The 18,389-nt window shown below is 61.2% G+C and carries 13 protein-coding genes and 7 pseudogenes; 8 read left to right on the top strand and 12 right to left on the bottom strand.

The features are described 5' to 3' along the window. Positions 1-17: 17 nt before the first annotated feature. The 3 genes from rdfA to WDJ58_RS22880 all read right to left on the bottom strand — a co-directional run bounded on the left by rdfA (position 18) and on the right by WDJ58_RS22880 (position 3,227). Entirely contained in the window at positions 18-659 is a 642-nt protein-coding gene (rdfA, locus tag WDJ58_RS22890) for a rod-determining factor RdfA (RefSeq protein WP_338917927.1), read from the bottom strand. Positions 660-1,456: 797 nt separating this feature from the next. Beyond that, a complete protein-coding gene (gene prs / locus WDJ58_RS22885; protein ID WP_338917926.1) occupies positions 1,457-2,275 on the bottom strand; it encodes a ribose-phosphate diphosphokinase in 819 nt (272 codons plus the stop codon). Between the two features lie 313 nt (positions 2,276-2,588). Then, positions 2,589-3,227, bottom strand: coding sequence for a dienelactone hydrolase family protein (locus tag WDJ58_RS22880; protein ID WP_338917925.1), 639 nt, complete (start codon positions 3,225-3,227; stop codon positions 2,589-2,591). A gap of 102 nt (positions 3,228-3,329) precedes the next feature. Between WDJ58_RS22880 and WDJ58_RS22875 the strand changes: the two genes are divergently transcribed. The 4 genes from WDJ58_RS22875 to WDJ58_RS22860 all read left to right on the top strand — a co-directional run bounded on the left by WDJ58_RS22875 (position 3,330) and on the right by WDJ58_RS22860 (position 6,799). Beyond that, complete coding sequence (locus tag WDJ58_RS22875; protein WP_338917924.1) at positions 3,330-3,977, top strand: phosphoribosyltransferase; 648 nt, start codon at positions 3,330-3,332, stop codon at positions 3,975-3,977. Between the two features lie 50 nt (positions 3,978-4,027). Further along, complete coding sequence (locus WDJ58_RS22870; RefSeq protein ID WP_338917923.1) at positions 4,028-4,450, top strand: universal stress protein; 423 nt, start codon at positions 4,028-4,030, stop codon at positions 4,448-4,450. A gap of 263 nt (positions 4,451-4,713) precedes the next feature. Then, positions 4,714-5,931, top strand: coding sequence for a CBS domain-containing protein (locus WDJ58_RS22865; RefSeq protein ID WP_338917922.1), 1,218 nt, complete (start codon positions 4,714-4,716; stop codon positions 5,929-5,931). A 718-nt stretch (positions 5,932-6,649) separates the two neighbouring features. Further along, positions 6,650-6,799, top strand: a complete 150-nt coding sequence (locus WDJ58_RS22860) for a hypothetical protein (RefSeq protein WP_338917921.1) — start codon at positions 6,650-6,652, stop codon at positions 6,797-6,799. On the opposite strand, the gene WDJ58_RS22855 is transcribed toward WDJ58_RS22860, so the two are convergent. The 3 genes and pseudogenes from WDJ58_RS22855 to WDJ58_RS22845 all read right to left on the bottom strand — a co-directional run. Further along, positions 6,792-7,004 (bottom strand): hypothetical protein, encoded by a 213-nt coding sequence (locus WDJ58_RS22855; RefSeq protein ID WP_338917920.1) that lies wholly within the window; start codon positions 7,002-7,004, stop codon positions 6,792-6,794. The two genes, WDJ58_RS22860 and WDJ58_RS22855, sit on opposite strands and share 8 nt — an antisense overlap. Continuing rightward, entirely contained in the window at positions 7,001-7,405 is a 405-nt protein-coding gene (locus WDJ58_RS22850; RefSeq protein WP_338918378.1) for a SagB/ThcOx family dehydrogenase, read from the bottom strand. Before WDJ58_RS22850 ends, WDJ58_RS22855 begins: the two co-directional genes overlap by 4 nt. Positions 7,406-8,057: 652 nt before the next feature. Next, a pseudogene (locus tag WDJ58_RS22845) lies at positions 8,058-8,483 on the bottom strand (nicotinate phosphoribosyltransferase); the annotation flags it as partial. A 250-nt stretch (positions 8,484-8,733) separates the two neighbouring features. Here WDJ58_RS22845 and WDJ58_RS22840 point away from each other — a divergent pair. The 3 genes and pseudogenes from WDJ58_RS22840 to WDJ58_RS22830 form a co-directional block, all read left to right on the top strand. Next, a complete protein-coding gene (locus WDJ58_RS22840) occupies positions 8,734-9,231 on the top strand; it encodes a pantetheine-phosphate adenylyltransferase (protein WP_338917919.1) in 498 nt (165 codons plus the stop codon). A gap of 297 nt (positions 9,232-9,528) precedes the next feature. After that, positions 9,529-10,310, top strand: a pseudogene (locus tag WDJ58_RS22835) (beta-ketoacyl-ACP reductase). 86 nt (positions 10,311-10,396) lie between these two features. After that, positions 10,397-10,819 (top strand): annotated as a pseudogene (locus tag WDJ58_RS22830) (metallophosphoesterase family protein); the annotation flags it as partial. A gap of 375 nt (positions 10,820-11,194) precedes the next feature. Here the strand turns inward: WDJ58_RS22830 and WDJ58_RS22825 are convergent. Then, positions 11,195-12,470: pseudogene (locus tag WDJ58_RS22825) on the bottom strand (Cdc6/Cdc18 family protein). A gap of 474 nt (positions 12,471-12,944) precedes the next feature. Between WDJ58_RS22825 and WDJ58_RS22820 the strand changes: the two are divergent. Then, a pseudogene (locus WDJ58_RS22820) lies at positions 12,945-13,031 on the top strand (IS5/IS1182 family transposase); the annotation flags it as partial. A 271-nt stretch (positions 13,032-13,302) separates the two neighbouring features. Here WDJ58_RS22820 and WDJ58_RS22815 read toward each other — a convergent pair. From WDJ58_RS22815 to WDJ58_RS22795, 5 genes and pseudogenes are all read right to left on the bottom strand, one after another. After that, positions 13,303-14,298 carry a cytochrome d ubiquinol oxidase subunit II gene (locus WDJ58_RS22815; protein WP_338917918.1) on the bottom strand — a complete coding sequence of 332 codons (996 nt, stop codon included), beginning with the start codon at positions 14,296-14,298 and terminating at the stop codon, positions 13,303-13,305. Next, on the bottom strand, positions 14,291-15,739 hold the full coding sequence (locus WDJ58_RS22810) for a cytochrome ubiquinol oxidase subunit I (RefSeq protein WP_338917917.1): 1,449 nt from the start codon (positions 15,737-15,739) through the stop codon (positions 14,291-14,293). Before WDJ58_RS22810 ends, WDJ58_RS22815 begins: the two co-directional genes overlap by 8 nt. Before the next feature lie 117 nt (positions 15,740-15,856). Then, a pseudogene (locus tag WDJ58_RS22805) lies at positions 15,857-16,520 on the bottom strand (cytochrome c biogenesis protein CcdA). Next, positions 16,517-16,699, bottom strand: a pseudogene (locus WDJ58_RS22800) (TlpA family protein disulfide reductase); the annotation flags it as partial. The pseudogenes WDJ58_RS22805 and WDJ58_RS22800, both read right to left, overlap by 4 nt. 208 nt (positions 16,700-16,907) lie before the next feature. Beyond that, positions 16,908-18,332 (bottom strand): PAS domain S-box protein, encoded by a 1,425-nt coding sequence (locus tag WDJ58_RS22795; RefSeq protein ID WP_338917916.1) that lies wholly within the window; start codon positions 18,330-18,332, stop codon positions 16,908-16,910. Positions 18,333-18,389: the final 57 nt, after the last annotated feature.

Here is an 18,389-nt window from a genome sequence, read left to right as displayed (position 1 = left end):
GGCCGGTTCCCCGCCCGTCAGTCATCGTCGCGACAGGCACACCCACGAGTCGAAAGCAACTCTTCGATCGAGTGATACCGTCCACACTCGCGGCAGGCGACGTTGACATCGACGTAGACATCGAACGGCGGGAGCGAGAGCACGTCCGCGCGTCGTAACTGGTCGACGACGGTCTCCGTCACGGCCTCGAGCCGAGAGCGGAGGGCTGTCACGGTCTGGCGGCCCGTGTCGAGCCGTTCCTCGGGAGTCGGGGACTCGGAATTATGACTGACGTCGAGACACCTCCGCAAGTGGTTATGGACCGTCTGGTGGGAGACGAAGGCGTTCTCGACAGCGTCGATATCGACTCCCTGTCGGTCGAGTCGGTTCCGGATCGCCACGCGGCCCCCACCGCTGTCGTCTTCGGTAAGCACGCGGTAGGTCGCTTCCACACTGCCCTCGGGCGGGTCGACGGCCGCCGCTCGAAGTGCGGCCGAGAGCACGCGCCGATTGATCTCGCGTTCGAGGTCCCGCAGGCTCGCTCCGTCCGCCGCCCCCGTCCACGCGTCGATCAGGTCGCCGTTCAGTTCGGTCAGGCCGAACCGCTCGATCGCCTTGCCGATCTTACAATTGCACCGAGATCCCGTGGAAGTCGTCGGCGACGTGTCGTCGCTACCCATCGCACACGGTTCTGTACTCCTCCTGCGCTATATACCTCTTGTTCGTGATGTTCGAATCGTACCGGACCCCCGTATTCTCGAGGCATCCCCGTTCGCTCGCGATCCTGATCCCTGTCCACCCACCTGGTATCGAGTGTGTGATCCGGGATATCGAGCCGAGATCACCGACTCAATGGAACCGGCGTCGATGCTGGTAACCCGGTATATCCAGAAGGTACTTTTCAGTAGGGGCAAACGAGGGAATTGTAGCCGACATGGATCGACTCGGTGAAGCACTGGTCGTCGTCGCATTCATCGCTGTTGTAATCGCCTATCCACCCCCTAGTACTGGTATCGAGCCACTTTTCCGGATCGGGAATCTGTTCCTGCCGCTGTCGTTTCGATCGGCGCCCTCCTCTTCGGCGTTCTCGGTGGCATATCCCTCGGTCGAAATGCGACGGGAACTCGGTCAGGAGGTATCCAGTCGCTCGCCATCCGCGTCTCGATCGCGGTCGGCACCGTGAGCGCCATTAGCGTGTACCTCGTCGTAGTCGCGGGATTCGCTCCGGGAGCGCCCTTTATCGCCGGTGCAATCACTTTGGCCATCGCGGGTGGTATCGTAAGCGAGTTCATCCGCTGAACGCCCGGCTTGCGCGGTATATTCGTCTACACTACACGGCGAATACACGGCGCGATCATGGAACTGTTCCGGACTACGGGACGGGGGTCGGATGGAGAGGGGGACTGCGAGCAGCCTGTATTCGACGCGCGGGCTCCAAGTACCGCGATCGATACCCGATCGTCGGAGAGACAGCCGTTCACCCAGGAACCGTGTTCTCGATCAATGGTTCGGCGCCGATGTCGGCTGCTTCCCTCGCGATCGTATTCGTCAGATAGAGTGTGTCGTCGGTCTCCCGAACACGCTCGACGCCGTCTTCTAGGACGCCGTGGATCGCGGCAGCCTGGACGGTGGCCGCGTCCTGATCTTTCAACCGCTCGAAGGCGCTCACCATCGTCCCCCCAGTGGCAATGAGGTCATCGAACACCAGCACGTTCTGCCCCCCGACATCGAACTCGCCCGCCAGTTCGACGTCGCGTGCGCCTGTCCGGGTCTTTTCGAAGCCCGGGATGTCGAACCGCTCGACTGCGCCGAGATCCGGCCCGACCACCACGTAGTCTTCCATTTCGACCCGTTCGTGGATCAGCGGATACGCCTCGAGCCGCTCTACGGGGAAGTCTCGGATCCACTCCTGGTGACTGAAATGCGGATCGACGGCATAGATACGATCCACCCCGTAGCAGTCGGTTACCATACGGAGGAGCGATCGAGCGTAGTTCAGCGTTCCGGCGTAGAACTCCGAATCCTGTCGACAGTACGGGACGTACGTGAACACGAGCGTGATCGTACAGCCGTTCGTCCGGAGCAGGTCGAGCACGCCGTAGAGGTATGCCAGTCCGCGATTCGGGTGTGGCTGTCCCGAGTGGATCACCGTGGCACGGTCGATCGAAGCGAGCGCCTCCAACTGAACGTAAACTTCGCCATCGGGGAAGGTGCGAGTCTCGTCCTGTGAATGCTCCCCGAGTCGGTGTGCGTCGATATCGAAGTGTTCGGCCGTCGGCGTAACGACGAAATCCATCAGGACCACACCCCTGGGCCCGTGGCGTCACGACTAGCTCGTCCCCGAACAGCCGGTACAGGATGGCCCCGAATCCATACACGGAACGGTTCCGTGCGGCGACGGATCTCCCGATGGGACTCCCTGACGTCGACCCCGTTCGAGCGCCGGCCGACCGGCCGTCTCGACACGTCGTTGCTTCCGACCCACCGTCTCCCCGAGGGCGCGGATCGTCGGAAGGGTGGGATGGTCGTAGCTGCACGCCCGAGTAGTATCGGATCGGACATGCGAGGAGCGACAGTCGGATCGACGAGGGGATAGTGACGGGAGACCGTCATCGGAGGTGCTCGGCGAACCAGTCGGCGGCGACGTCGGCGACCTCTTCGAGTTCGCCCTCGCCCTCGAAGAGGTGACCCGCGCCGGGCACCACGTGAAGGTCCCGCTCGCCGGGGAGTTCGTCGTAGGCCTCGCGATTGAGTTCGAGGACCTGCGTGTCGTCCTCCCCGACGACGAACAGCGTCGGTGCCTGGACCTCCTCGAGCACCGCCGAGGCCAGGTCGACGCGACCACCGCGCGAGACGACCGCGTCGACGTCCTCGCGCCGGGCCGCTGCCCGGAGCGCCGAGGCGGCACCCGTGCTCGACCCGAAGTATCCTACAGACAGCTCGCGGGTCGCCCCGTGCCCTCGAAGCCACTCGGTGACTGCGACGAGTCGGTCGGTCAGTAACTCGATATCGAAGCGGTTCTCGCGGGCCCGTTCCTCCTCCTCGGTCAGGAGATCGAACAGCAGCGTCCCGAGGCCTCGCTCGCGGATGACCTCTGCGACGTAGTTGTTTCGCGGGCTCTTCCGGCTGGAACCGCTCCCATGAGCGAAAACGACCAGTCCCGACGTACCATCCGGAATCTCGAGCATTCCCTCGAGTTCGACGTCATCGACCGGGATTGATACCAGGTCCTCTGAACTCCGGGGCATGCCCGAACCGACACTCCCAGCAGGTTCACAGACACGGTCCTTCCCATCTCACAGGAACAGCCGTGTACTACATTGGTGTGAGTCAGCTCTCTTCAGAGAACGATGCCGAGACCTCGTCGATTCAGGGATCGAACGGAAGCGGGAGAACTGCTCGGAGAGACACTCCGCGAGCGGGAGATCGACGCGGATATTGTCCTCGCCATTCCCAGGGGCGGCCTTCCGCTCGGGCGGGCCGTCGCGGACGCGCTCGATGTCCCGCTGGACATCGTCGTCGCGACGAAGATCGGTGCGCCGGGAAACCCGGAGTACGCCATCGGCGCCGTCGCGAGCGACGGGAGCGTCTGGCGCAATGAGGAGACCTTCCGTGGAACGGGCGGCGACGAGATGTACTTCGAGCGCAAGCGCGAGGAGGAAGCGGCTAACGCTCGCCAGAAGGCCGAGCGGTACCGGGGCGACCGGGCCGAGCCCGACCTGTCCGGCAGGACCGCGGTTGTCGTCGACGATGGCGTTGCGACGGGCTCAACAATCAAGGCATGTCTGCTTCGGCTTCGCAACGCCAGCGTCGATCGGATCGTGCTCGCGGTGCCCGTCGGCCCGCCGGAGACCATCCACGAACTGGAGGAGATGGCTGATGAGGTCGTCTGCCTTGAAACGCCGGAGAGCTTCATGGGCGTCGGCCAGTTCTATGAACGGTTCGAGCAGGTCTCCGACGAGGAGGCGATGACGTACCTTGACACGGGAGCAGAATGACGGGTCGACTGGACACCATCCCTTCCAGAATGCGGGGGGGTCCGTGACCGATGACGGACATCCTGGTCCCCTATGACGGCTCCGATACGTCCCTCGATGCGCTCGAGTACGCCATCGAGTCGTTTCCCGATGCAGACATCACGGCGTTGCACGTCATCGACCGTGCTCACCTGGGGGCCCCCTATGGAGAGCTCCTCGTCGGACGCGAGGAGTTACGACGACGGGCCACGGAACGGGCTGAAGAACTCCTCGAGGACGCCGAGACGGCTGCCGAGGAGGCCGGCGTCCAGATCGAGACGGAGGTCCTGATCGGACATCCAGTCCGCGAAGTCCTCGACTACGTCGACGAACGCGGGATCGACCAGATCGTCATCGGCGGTAGAGGGATGTCGAACGTCCCGCAACTGCTCCTCGGGAGCGTCGCCTTCGGTGTGGTTCTGCACGCCGACATCCCGGTCACCGTGGTCCGATAGATTCTCTTGCCATGCCAGGATGCCGGACTCCATACCTCGATTTGGGACCCGTAGAACCGCTCTCGGCTCTACTGCCCCCGGCTATCATGAGGGCAATGATCTGCCACGTCACCGGTCGCCGTACTGGGCGGATCGTCTGTGGATTTCCAGACGACGAGAACCACCGGCGAGTACTTGCAGGTATCTCGCGAAGGTCCGCTTGGAAGTCACCCAGTCGGACGGACGTGACCGAACGACTGCCCCAGCTGAATACACCCCCAACCATGGACATCACTGATATCGTCTCGGAGGAGTACGTTCAGTTCGACCCGGAGACGCCCGTGTCGAAACTCGTCGGTGCGTTTGACGACCCCACCCTCAAGGGTGTGGTGGTGCACGGCGACGAGTTCGAGGGAGTCGTCACGCGGCGACAACTCGCCACCTCACACCACCAGCCCCACGAGAAGCTCGGATCGCTGGTCTGGCACGTCCCTAGGCTCACGCCCGATGAGGACGTTCGCAAGGTCGCACAGCTCATGATCGACAGCGACTCGCAGATCCTCCCCGTGTTCGAGGGGCGCGATCTGGTGGGGGTGGTCACGATTGATGCGATCTTACAGGCAGTCCAGCCGTTCCTCGATGCGGCGACCGTGGCCAACGCGTACACCGCTGACCTCGTCACGGTCGATCCGGACTCGACGTTCGGCGAGGCGCTCCACGTCTTCCGGGAGCACCGGATCACGCACCTCCCAGTCGTTGAGAACGACACAGTGGTCGGTATCCTGAGTCTCTACAACGTGACCGATCTCACGATCCGTCCGGCGGAGCAGAGCAAGGGCGGCGACGCGGGCGGGACGGACTCGTTCGGCGGGAACGTCTCCGCAAGCAGCGGTCGGACGCGCGGTGGCGGGTTCGGGGCACGCGAAGGGGAGCTCGCACGGGTGCTCGACCTCCCGGTCAGGGACGTCATGGTCTCGCCGGTGCGGACGATCAGACCCGACGCGACGCTCCAAGACGCCGTCGAAGAGATGTTCGCCATCGAGGGATCCTCCCTGGTCGTAACCGAGGACGGCCACCCCTACGGAATCGTCACAAAGACGGATGTCATCGACGCGCTCACCTGGGAGGCCGGCGGCAACCGGGCTGTCCAGGTCTACGGCGCGGATCTGCTCGACGACGTGCAGTACGAGGAGGTCGTTGCGATGGTCGAGAAGTTCGACGATCGGGACCACGGGATGAACGTTCTCGACGCGAAGGTCCACCTCCACGAGCACGATGAGAAGCATCGGGGGACGCCACTGCTGCTCGCCCGTATCCGCCTGCACACCGACCAGGGGCTCTACGTCGCATCGGGGGAGGGGTACGGCGCGAGCCATGCGCTCAACGAGGCGCGGGACGTCCTCGAGCGGCAGATTCGCGACAAGAAGACCCAAGGGCGCACGAAGAAGCCCCCGGACGAGACGTTCTGGGAGCGGCGCTTCGGCTGGATGCTCGAGGAGTAGCCAACTGCCTCCTGGGGCGCAACGTTTGAACCGACCCGTTCGGCATCGAGTGTCCCGTGTCACCGTCGGACCGACCAGCGGTGACGGGCGGGAAGGGATCGATTCGGCAGCATGGGCTCGTTCGTGGCTGAGAGCGACGTTGATTCTCTCCGGTTGTCCAGTCCCAATTTCTTGGAACAACGATGGTACCTAAATCGACGTGGGGCATACGCCCGTGTAGCACGCCAGTGTGACACGACACGGGTGATAAGAGTGAGTACCCCGCCAACGAGAGCCGACGACGGAGACCTGCCCTGGTCCGATCGACGAGAGCTGTTCACGGCCGATATCACGGAGCGGGGCGATGACGTGCAGACATGTACGATCTCGCCGCTCCCGAAGAGTGAGCGAATGCTGCACTCCGAGTGGATCGCGGCCCACGAAGGGTCGTTCGTCCCACTTGATGAGATGCGGTGACAGCTGCACCCAGGAGGTCCGGCTCGTCGAACCGCCGAACGGAACTCGGTGAGAGGCCGGGGATCACGAGCGGAACCGTTCCTTCGGATCGAACTCACACCGTCGAGATCGAGCCTCGACCGTACTGCTGAGGTATCGCCAAGCCCACTCGAGGTTCGCCTTCCGAGCTGGAGGCAGGAGATGAGCGTAGAACGTAGTTCGCGCGTCGAGTGATTGTGGCGTTGGGAACCAACGATACACTCCTGGCGGGCCCGTCCCGCCCGTGAGTAACATCGTGTTCACCGAGACACATCGGGACGGCAACCTCCTCGACAACTCGTCGCTGGTGGTGGCGCTCGGCGTCGGGACTCCTATGCTATTCTGCCTCACGGTCCGGGGGATGCTCTGGGCCGGGCCTGGGGGACTCAAATAGGGACGACCAGATACGTGGCGACGAGGTAGATGACCAGCAGCACCCCGAACGCCGTGTGAGCCACCCGCAGGACCGGCCGCCAGCGGCCCCGTGGCAGGTAGCAGTACCGTTCCGCCAGCAAGACGACCCCGGTCACGAGCGTCAGGACTGCGTGCGCGAGGGTCGTGGTCGCGAGACCCCAATGGCTGAAGACGACTTCGATCATTGGGCTCGCCCTCCGACTGGAAACACGTACAGCGGCCGTTCGTTCGCCGGGGCACCCACGAGGTCTCGCACCTGGCTATCGTGGAAGGCACCGACCGAGACGGTCGCCAGCCCCAGCGCCTCGGCCTGCAGATAGAGGTTCTCGCCCGCGTGACCGGCCTCCATCGGGACGTACCGCTGTCGCCCCCGCTCACCGTACTTCCCCGTCGTCCGATCGTCGACCGCACACACGATGATATCGACGGCCGCCGCCTCGACGAAGGCCTGATCGACTGCGGCCCGCTGTAACTCCGATTGGACGTCTCCGGAGCTGACACGGGCGAGTTCGTGGCTCCTTGGTTGGTAGCGGTAGACGCCGGATTCGAGCCCTTCGACGCCGGGCGTTCCGACAGCGACGTACAGTTCGAGCGGGTAGAGGGCGCCGGCGCAGGCGCCGCCCGGAAGCCGGTCGACTGTTCCGTCACGCCCTGTGCCGCCCAGAGTAACTGTCCGAGTTCACGGCGCTCGAGTGCGCGCTCGCCGTACTCGCGCCGGGAGCGGCGGTCAGCAATCGCCTCCTCGACCGAGACGTCACTCTCCTCGGCAGGCGCGGGCAACGGAACGGACTCGATGACTCGACGACCGTCCTCGCCGTCCGTCCGGCGGATCCTGAACGCCCCGAACACGAGGTCGAGAACCACGGACACGACGGCGACGGCGACCAGCGTGACGACCGTACGTCGGGATGGCTGTTCGATGTCCATACTGGGATGCAGAAAGAGAGCGACAAAAGCCTCGCCACGAGTACCGTCGGGTGGGAATCGAAATCGATCCTCCCGGAGGTTTTGATGGGCGGCTGATCGGCCCTCTGTGAATCGGCTAGTTCTCGGCGAGTCACGATCGCGATCCTCGCTGATTTCCGTGCACCTCAAGCGGCCCCAGTCAAGGGTCACCAATGCCTTCGGTTCAGAGTTCTCGTCCTGCGGGAACACTCACTACCGCTAACTGGACACGTGGGTGACTACAAGAATATCCTCGTCTCCCGGGAATCGCTCGGTCGGATTCGGTCGATCCCGACGATGGTCTCCAGCAGCTGTCCCTGCAGGATCGGGGCGGTCACCTCCAGCAGCGGTTCGTTCGGGAAGACGGCCGTTCCTTCCGGAAGCACCCGCACCTCCCCTGTAAACTCTAACGTCTCCAGATGCGAGAGGAACGCTTCGTCGAACCCCTCGTCGCTCAGGTAGTCGATCGCCCGATCGGTGAACGACAGCGTCTCGATATAGTGGATCGCCTGTTCCAGCCCCGCCGCGATCATATAGCCCCTGTCCGGCGGCAGATCCCTGAAGAAGAGGTCGAACGTCGCCTCCGGATCGTGCTCCTGGTTATGGTACGCCTGCATCATTTTCAGCTCGTAGAGGTCGGTGAAGAGCGCCAGATTCTCCGGCGTGATGTACCCGTACTCGGTGTCGTTCGTGCTCGACGAGCGGTCCTTTCCCCCCAACTCGGTTAAATCCCCGCACGCCGACGACCGCCCGTCTCCGACAGGCTCACCACGAAGAGCGCAAGACGCAGGCATCCATCCAAGGGTGGGGAACCCAGGGCAGAAACGACGCCCGATGGTGACTGACTGGACACGGCATCGAAGGGCGGAAGTACCCCTATCTCTTCCACCAGGGCATCCCCGACTGATATATGAAGACGGGGAGCACCCATCTCGGTATAGATCTGACTGAACGTATCGCCATCCTCGGTTGGACGTTCTCGCCGATTCACAGCAGCCATCTCGTCTTCCTGCACAGGGCTTCCAGACCGCAAGCCAAGACGGTGACGGTCACGTCATCATCGGCATCACCCCAACCGGTCTGGCTAAGCAGACCCGGAGTGATCCTGCCCACGTCGAATTGATCGAGCCCTTCGAGAAGCGTCGCTCGAACCTCGAAACCGAACTCGATCGTATGAAGGGTGCCTACACGGCCTCCTACGAGGTGATCCGGCTGAAAGACCTCGACGGGCCTGCCGCGACACGCGAGGACGTGGGCGCGCTCGTAGCCTCTCCGGAGACGAAAGCCCAGCATCGTGTATACGAACTCAACCGGCGACGCCGGGACGCTGGGCTCCCGCCACTCGAGGTTCACATCCCACCGTTCGTAGTCGTCGAAGATAACGAGCGGATTAGTAGCACCCGCATCCGGAACGGGGAGATCGATATCCACGGACGCGTTCTGGACCCTTCTGATCGGACGGAGTGATGTACACGACAGGTGAGCGATATTACCTGCGACCGGCCTTCCTCCGGCAACCAAGGGATGGTTCCTGGGGGACGGCCCCATCATCCGCTGTCAGCGGACATCGTGACAGACCACTAGACTGCTCCCGCTGTCACGGATCATCTGGTCGACTCGAATACGCAGCCGGATTGCGCCGAGACGATTTAGCGGCTCCCCGGCCCGATTGGTGAACTACGCAACAAGTCCGAGGACATCGCAATTCCGACCGTCTGGGAATATCCTACCCGGTTTATCACCGTTCGTGGTGGTGTCAGACGCATGGCGCAGACGTCACAGCGTTTGGAACCACTGGATCAATCGCCCTCTCCGGTCGGACCTGTGTCGTTACAGGGTCGTCCCGTGGCATCGGTCGTGAAATCGCGCTCGAATTCGCCCGGTGTGGCGGTGACGTCGTAGTGAACTACCATACCTCCGAAGGCCGGGCCCGGGAGGTCGCGGACGTGATAGAAGCGAACGATCGCACGGCGATCTGCGTGGGCGCTGATGTCGCCAATCCGCAACAGGTCGAACGGATGGCCGACGAGATTCACGAGACGCTCGGATCGGTCGACGTCCTCGTCAATAACGCGGGGATCACGCTCGATAATAAGTTCGAGAACATGACCCACGAGGACTGGAACCGGGTCATGCAGGTCAATCTCAACGGGACGTTCAACTGCACGAAGACGTTCTATGATGACGTCAAATCGGCCGATCACGGTCGACTGATCAACATCTCAAGCGTCGTGGGCCAGCAGGGCAATTACGGACAGGCCAACTACGCGACTTCGAAGGGCGGGCTCATCGCGTTTACTCGGACTATCGCACTGGAACTCGCCAGGCACGGCTCGACAGCGAACTGTGTCGCACCGGGGTTCACCGAGACCGATATGCTCGAGAAGGTCCCCGACAGGGTCCGGGAGAAGATCAAGGAAAACATCCCGCTGAATCGATTCGCCGATCCGCGTGACATCGTCGGCGTCGTGCGGTTTCTCGCCAGCGATCACTCAGACTATATGACGGGACAGGTGCTCGGGATCAACGGGGGGATGGAATGGTGAACGAACCCCGTCGACGCGGCACCTGACCGACCACTGATCGGGTCGCGCGTAGGAGAGTTATCCGACCGTGATGAATACTGGATCCGATGCTCGTCCTGGGTGACGCCCACGCAGACGAAAAAGCGAAACGAGAGGCGCTCTTGGCGGCCTTCGGCGAAACGGATGCGGATCGCGCCCTCCAGGTAGGCGACCTCCAGTACTACGAGCTGCCGGTCCCGACGTGGTTCGTTGCTGGCAACGACGAAGATCTAAACGTCATCGAGGCACTGAGAGGGGAGGGAACCAGAAGGCGTGAGGAATGTACACGTCCTCGCGAGTGACGCCGTCGACCTCAAGGGACTGCGAGTCGCGGGGCTGTCGGGAAACTATGCGCCCACTCAGTTCGACAAGCCGCGCTCAGAACTCGAAGACGAACGTCGTCGGCATTTCGTTCGGGAGGACGTAGAGCGAACTCTAGACTAACCGACGTCGACGTGTTCCTCGCCCACGAGGCGCCACACGGTCTGCTGCGAGTGACATCCTCCCGCGCTTAAAGGCGCGGGCCTCCTACCCGGTGCTGGCCGGGCAGGTCAATCCTGAAGGGTGGGAGTTGAATGTTTGCTGGACAGTCAGCCAGTATCTCTGCCACGAAGCCGTTACTCGTCCCCTATAAGGGCTTTGAGGTACCTTATTGTTTAATAAAATAGGGAATATCATCTTATTTGTTTGGTTTCGTCTCTCGCCGCGGCAAACACCGAGTCAACTGCCAGTTCTCCAAGCTCGCATTACGGGAGTAGGTGGTTACCCCACGAAGTCAGAATTATGTTTGGATTGTGGGGTAACTCAGAGCAGAAAGCTGCTGCCGAACGGAACATCTAAAAATCAACGGACAGGGATTCGAAACCTCAGGCTAGATCCTCAAGCCGGCTGTCGCGAAGCACCGATTTTAGCACGATCTCGGTGTCCTGGACGAGTCGGTGTTCGAGGTAACTCCCCTGACCACGACCACCACCGGTGCGCGTCGATTCGACGACTCCGAGGAACGCCTGTTCCTTCAGCAACTCGTACACCCGGTGTTCGCTGAGGACGGTCGCGTCGATCTTCTCTGCCATCTCCTTGTACCGATCAAAGATCCGGCTCGTCGAGAAACCCTCCGTTTTCGGGTTCTCCTCGGAGAGCAGCGCGAGTGAGTACAGGATGAACTTCACCTGAGTCGTCGAACCGCGGAGCAACTCCTCGAACCGGTCGATCTGCGCCCACTCCTGCGCGTCGCGGACGTGCTCTTTGGTGACCGTCTCGACGTTCTCTCGTTCAGCGAGCTCACCGGCATGGCGGAGAATCTCGATCGCTTTTCTGGCGTCCCCGTGCTCCTGTGCAGCGATGGCCGCGGTCAGCGGAATCACGTCGTCGGAGAGAACATCGTCGTAGAAGGCGTCCCGCCGGTGCTTCATGATCTGCCGCAGCTGATTCGCGTCGTAAGGCTGGAAGACGAACTCCTCCTCGCGAAGGCTCGACTTGACCCGCTCGTTCAGCCGATCGCGGTACTCGATCTTGTTGCTCACCGCGATGACGCCGAGGTGACAGTCAGCCTTTCCGGACTCACGCGCTCGGGAAAGCTGCATCAGGATGTCGTCGTCGTCCAGCCGGTCGACCTCGTCGAGGATTATGATGACCGACTCGTACGCCGTGTCGAGAATCTCCCAGAGATAGTCATAGTACTCCCCGCTCCCGATCCCGGCACGCGGGATGTCGAAGTCGGTCGCGTCGGTTTCGTTGAGCGATCGTGTGACGGTCCTCGCCACCCGGGTTTGCGTATTGTGTTGGGCGCAGTCGACGTATACCGTTCCCACAGCCACGTCGTTCGAGATCGCCGCCCGTCGAGCTCGCTCGGTGACGTGACGGGCGACGAGGGACTTCCCGGTCCCCGTCTTCCCGTAGATCATCACGTTATTCGGAGGGTCGCCCTGGACGATCGGCCGGGGCCGCTGCGACGGCTTTGATCTCGTCGTCGCGACCGACGATCCGGGTACTCTCGGGAACGTGTCCCACCTTCAGCAGTTCCTTTCGAGCGAAGATGTTGGCCCGGTCGGGGTCCTCCTCGTCGAAGTCGAATAGCGGATCCTCGGAGGGGTCCTCGAATCGTTCGTTGAAATCAGTGAGTTGTGACGGTTCCTCGGCCATCGATATGAGACACCGCGCAAGCAGGCTACTTAACAATTCGGCTACCACGACCAGAGTGTAAATCTGCCTTTGACCGTCTTCTTATGTTTTGTCTGACGCGTATCATCCGTCAGAAGTATCGGGCCTATCCCGAGTGTAAGCGTCGATCACGGAGAGCTATTCGAACGAATGGACACCCCTCATCAAGAGTGTATCGCACACTGTCGTTCTGGACAGCCCGGACGATCGAGACCACACCCCTGATCCAGAGTGTAACTCCCGTCGGAAGAAGTGTCAATTCCCACTAAGTAAGAACATGAAAGAAGCGTCAGACGCGTGGCGGACACCCCTCGTCCAGAGTGAAAACCAGTCGCGATAGATTGCCTTCCCGAGCGAATCGAGCGAATCGTCGGAGTCGGTCCTCCCACCACCCCCCAGTCAAGAGTGAACTGCAATCGTATTCAATTGTTTTCTATCTTATATATTTGCCAATAGGTGCATGCGCGAAGTTGTCATCTGGAACTCCTCGAGATGATCCTCAAATGCACCGTCTACAACCTCCGACGGAGCGTGAGATATCCAAGAGATCAAGCGCCGTGTACCGGTGCATACTGGCATCTCCGAGGTGGCAGCGCCGTCGAAGTCCCCGACCCGAGTCCGGCGCACAACGACTAACCGAAGCCAGCTGACCAGATACGAATGTGCCACCCGCATCTATACCATATGCATTGAGCCAACCGGTCTCAACTTGGGCGGCCGGGCGCGAGGATGTGATTCCATCATATCGTACATATCCCCGATCGGAGAGTCACCAGTACTGAGCGGAGAATGGAACGACGAGAGGTTGGTGGGGTTACCCCCCGTAGCCCTCACCCTCGATTGGACCGCTAAACACGCCGTAGAGGAACTTGAAGTACCACAGTACCAGCAGCAGGACCGGAAACCCGAGGACGGTCACGAGGTTCAGCGCTAGTGGCGACACGACCGCTTCTCTAACCAACAGCCCGGTCGGCGGATAAATCGTCGGGTACAGCAGAATTGCGACCAAGATCGTCAACAGTGTGGGCAGCGCCAGCGCGCTCGCGAGCCAGGCTCGGTACCGGCCGCGTCTGGCCAGTACGCTCCCGCCCAGCCCGACGGCGACCGAGAGAGCGACCACTGCAGCGACGGGCAGCGAGAGCACCGCGTCGGCAGCGCCGCCCGCATCGGTCAGGACGACGGTTCCCAGCAGCACGACCACACCGCCAAGGTACGCCAGTGTCCCACCGATGCCGTACGCTCGCAGTTCCGATGCCAGACCGGGCTCGGTCTTGGCTGCGAGGAACGCCGCCCCCGTGACTATCGAGACGGCGACCAGGCCGACGCCAGTCAACGCCACTGGTAGCGTCGCCCCGCCGAACAGCCAGCGACCCGCAAGCATCCCCAACAGGAGCGGCGCGAACACGCTCCCGCCGATGAACGCGTAGTCGGTGTAGCGCTTCCAGCGCTCGTCGTCGCGCTGCTCGCGGAGTTCCGGACCGAGGCCGCGGAACACCAACGCGAGGACGAACCCGAGCGCGAGCAGATAGTTGTCCGCCAGCAGGCGCGAGTACACGCGCGGGAACGCCGCTAGCAGCATCGTCCCGAAGGCGACGACCCACACCTCGTTCGCGTCCCAGACCGGTCCGAACGCCGCCAGGAACGTCTCCCGCTCGCGTTCGTCCGCCCGGGTCGCGTAAAGCATCCCGATACCGAAGTCGAACCCGTCGAGAACGACGTACATCCCCAACGCGAACAGCACGGCGCCGAACCAGATCTCCGGCAGCGATTCGACGAGGTACGCGTCGACGGGCAACAGCGGGTCAGTCATCGCTACTCACCCACGGAATCGGGCCGTGCCAGCGGCCGCCACTCGACTCTCGGACGCCGAGTGACCGGAGTTCCTCCCGGACCAGCCACTTCAGGATGTACAGCGCAGTCAGCATCAGCCCGACGTAGAGCACGACGAACCCGACCAGGGTCAGTGTCGCCTCGGCCCCGGTGAGCGTCGATGACACCGCCTCGCTCGTCTTGAGCTCGCCCTGGATGACCCACGGCTGCCGGCCGATCTCGGTGACGTACCAGCCGGTGAGCAACGCAGCGTAGCCGAACGGCGATGCAGCGATCATCGCCTTCAGATAGCGTGTGCTGTCGGACAGCCGCCCGCGGTACATGAGGTAACCGCCCCACAGTGCCAACCCGATGAACAGGAATCCGAGCCCGACCATGAAGCGGAACGACCAGAACACGAGTGCTACCGGGGGGTTCTCCTCGTACTCGTTCAGTCCGATGACCTCGGCGTCGAAGTCCCCGCCACTGGCGAGGAACGACCCGACTGCGGGAAGGCTCACGGTGACGAGGTTCTCGGCTCGCGGGTCGGTGAGTGCCTCAGGTGACTTCGGAAACGCGAGCAGGTGTAGGTCGGCCTGCCCCGTCTCGTAGTGAGCCTCCATCGCGGCAAACTTCTGTGGCTGGGTGTCCTCAACGTGGCGGCCATAGGCATCGCCGTGGACCGCTTGGAACGGTGCGGAGATGATCAGGAGTACGACAGCCAGCTTGAGTGCGGTGTTCCAGGCTTCAGTGTCGGGCTTTTTCCAGACGATGTACGCCGAGACGCCCGCGACCAGCAGTGCGATCGAGATCACCGACGCGTTCATCATATGGACGTACATCCAGGGCATTCGCGGGGTGAGGAACGCGGCGAACGGATCGGTTAGTTTGGCGACTTCCATCCCGTTGCGGGTGACCATCTCGTAGCCCCGTGGGGTCTGCATCCAAGCGTTGACGATCAGGATCCAGAACCCCGACAGCCAGGCGCCAAAGCCGACGAGCATCGACGAGATGAGGTATGTTCGGTCCTCAACACGGTCGCGGCCGTACAGCAACACGCCGAGGAAGACGGCCTCTAAGAAGAACGCCATCTTCGCTTCGAAGGCCAGCGGGCCGCCGATCAGTTCACCGGCTACCTCGGCGAACTGTGGGAAGTTCGTGCCGAACTGGAAGCTCATCGGAATCCCGGTGACTGTACCCATCACGAAGCCGACAGCAAAAACCTTCACCCAGAACGAGCGCAATCGCGCATACCGCTGCTCGTTCGTCCGCACGTCTTTCCAGGTGAAGTAGATGATAAACGGTGCGAGCCCGATCGAAAGGGACGCGAAGATGATGTGAACGGAGATCGTCCATCCGAACTGCATGCGACTCGCGACTTCCGGAGAGAGGAACGCCACCCATACTGGGTCGACGGCACCCAGTAGTGTGATTGGACCCATTCACCTTGCGCTACGGCACAATAGCTTTTGAGTAGCCACACGGTTCCCACTTTGGAGCATTCACCACAACAGTTTTGATTATTAGAACCATATTTTTTGTACGCCTCAATCGCCGTATCAGTATACGATAACTGATAGATAGAGTTGACCGATCCCAGCGATGATCATCACAACGCCGGCGAGCCGCTTGAGCCATCCGACATGAGCCATTACGCGATTTGCGTTACTGATGATACCGACTCCGGTTGCGACGGTTGTTGCAGCCATTAGTACAGCAACAACACCGGCATAGACTCCTAATACGAGCATCGCTGCTTCGGTCGAGAGGGTGATAGCCCGGGCTACAACTGCGAGGAAGACTGGGGCGACGCATCCGGCACCAGCTAATGCGTATCCCGCGCCAAAAAGACCGAAGCCCAGAACGCTTGATCGGCGCTTTGGAAGTGATAACGACAGTGACGGAGCGCGGTCGAATGCGACAAGTAATCCGAAGATGATGAGCAATCCGCCGACCAGTGTCTCAAAAATGGTAATATCTGACAGTGCCTCGTGGCCGACCCACGCCGTGGCCCCGCCCAGCAACGCAAACGTCGCAAGTACGCCCAACGCGGCTGCCACTCCTCGAATCCCCGCGCCTGTGATAGAGGCGCTTCCGGTGTCAGTAGAGTTCACGTAGAAGCCAACGTAGCCCGGCAGCAGTGGTAGGCACACGGTGAAAAAACGTTGCTACACCCGCTGTGAGCGCGAACGAGGCGTTTGTCAGAAGCGTCTCGCTGATCATGCGTTGAGAGCGATTTCGATTCCTGCGACAAGCTCGTCGGCGGTGTGAATGCCGGACTCAGACCACTGGATTCGGCCAGTCGGATCGAGTGCCACAGCAGTCGGATAGGCTCCCACATTTAGCTTCGCTGCAAGTTCAGCAGTTACATCGGCAGCGACCAACCAGTCGCCGTCGTTCTCGAAATTCGCCCGTCTAGTTGGAAATATGATAATAATGCCTGTTCAGAGAGCGATTTGAAGCAGTTTCCACTCGTCGATTCAGCCGAAGCCACGCATTACAGGCCAGCTACCCCCGGTGTAGTCTCAACTTCCCCCCGGCAGCAGAAGTTGAGACTGAGGCTCTCGATGCATAGGTGGCAGCATTTGTCTGCCCACCCACACGTTCTCCCTATTCCACCATCTCGAACTCAAACCGTGCTCCACCATCTGTTCCCTCGCCCACGGACAACTCCCAGCTGTGAGCTTCCACAATTCGTTTTACAATAGTCAACCCGAAGCCAGTGCCACCACGGGCCGACGAATGGCCCGGTTCGAGCACTTCCTCCCGCTCGTCCGCCGGGATTCCCGGTCCATCGTCCTCGACGTAAATTCCTTGTTCGCCGTAACGTCCGATACGAACGGTCACGCCAGACCCACCGTGTTCGACAGCGTTCCGGAACAGGTTCTCGAACACGTCCTGTAACCGGTCGGGGTCACCTTGGAAAGTCATCCCGTCGACGATTTCGATGGTCGCGTTTTTGGTGTCTACTGTCGCCCAGCACTTCCCGACGAGAGCGGTCAAACCGATTGACTCCATCTCGTCAATTGTATCGCCTTGACGAGCGAGCGTCAACGTGTCCTCGACGATAGCTTCCATCCGGTTGAGGGCTTGCAGGAGTGGCTCGAGATGTTCGCTTTCTGCTTGCTCGACAAGGAGCGTCGCACGCCCCTGTGCGACGTTGAGTGGATTACGCAAGTCGTGCGAAATAACACTTGCAAACTCGTCGAGTCGCTCGTTTTGCTGACGTAACTGTCGTTCCCGTTCGACGCGGTCGGTCACATTCCGAGTGATCCCAATGAGGCGAGTTATCTCATCATCGGTGACAACCGGCGCAAGCTTCGTCTGCCAGAAGCGTGCTTCCTCCCCGACCCGTAGCTCCTCTTGGTACGAAATTGGCTCACCAGCGTCGACACAGCGGTGGTAGTTTGCTTCGAGGTCCGCCCCCTGCTTGTCACCGAAGACGTTTGGTGGCGTCCGACCTTGCACTTCCTCAGTCGTAATACCAGTTTGTCGCTCATAGGATGGACTGAGCCGTTCAAATTCGAATCTGACATCACGATCATCCGATTGTTTAACATCGATAAGAAAGATCGCGTCCTCCACATTGTTCAGAAGGGCTTCGTACTCTTCGGCGAGTTCCCGAACTTCGATCTCGTACTCTTTTCGCTCAGTGATATCTCGACTGCTGAGGAGAATCCCTTTGATGAGGCCGTCGTCAAGTCGATTCCTCATTGTAGCCTCGATCCAGCGCCACGATCCGTCAGCATGCTGGAACCGGACTTCGACAGTCTGGTGTTCAGACGGGTTCGATAGAACGGTCTCGACCGCCTCGGCGTTTCGCTCTTGATCGTCGGGATGGACGAATTCGTATCCCTCGTGGCCATTCAACTCGTCAGGTTCGTAGCCAAGAATGCGTGTGACGGCTGGGCTGACGTAGGTTATCGTCCCGTCGGTATCGACGACTGTTGCGAGATCGTTCACTTCTTCAACGAGCGTCCGATACCAGTCAGCCCCCTGTTTATCATCCTCTCCGGGGGTCGTACCGTCTTCCATTAATCCTAATATGACCAGTACATATAAAAAGAGTCCTAAACATCAACAAAAGGCATC

Source organism: Salinirubellus litoreus (assembly GCF_037335815.1).
Lineage (GTDB): Archaea > Halobacteriota > Halobacteria > Halobacteriales > Haloarculaceae > Salinirubellus > Salinirubellus litoreus.
This window is presented reverse-complemented; position numbering and strand designations above follow the sequence as displayed.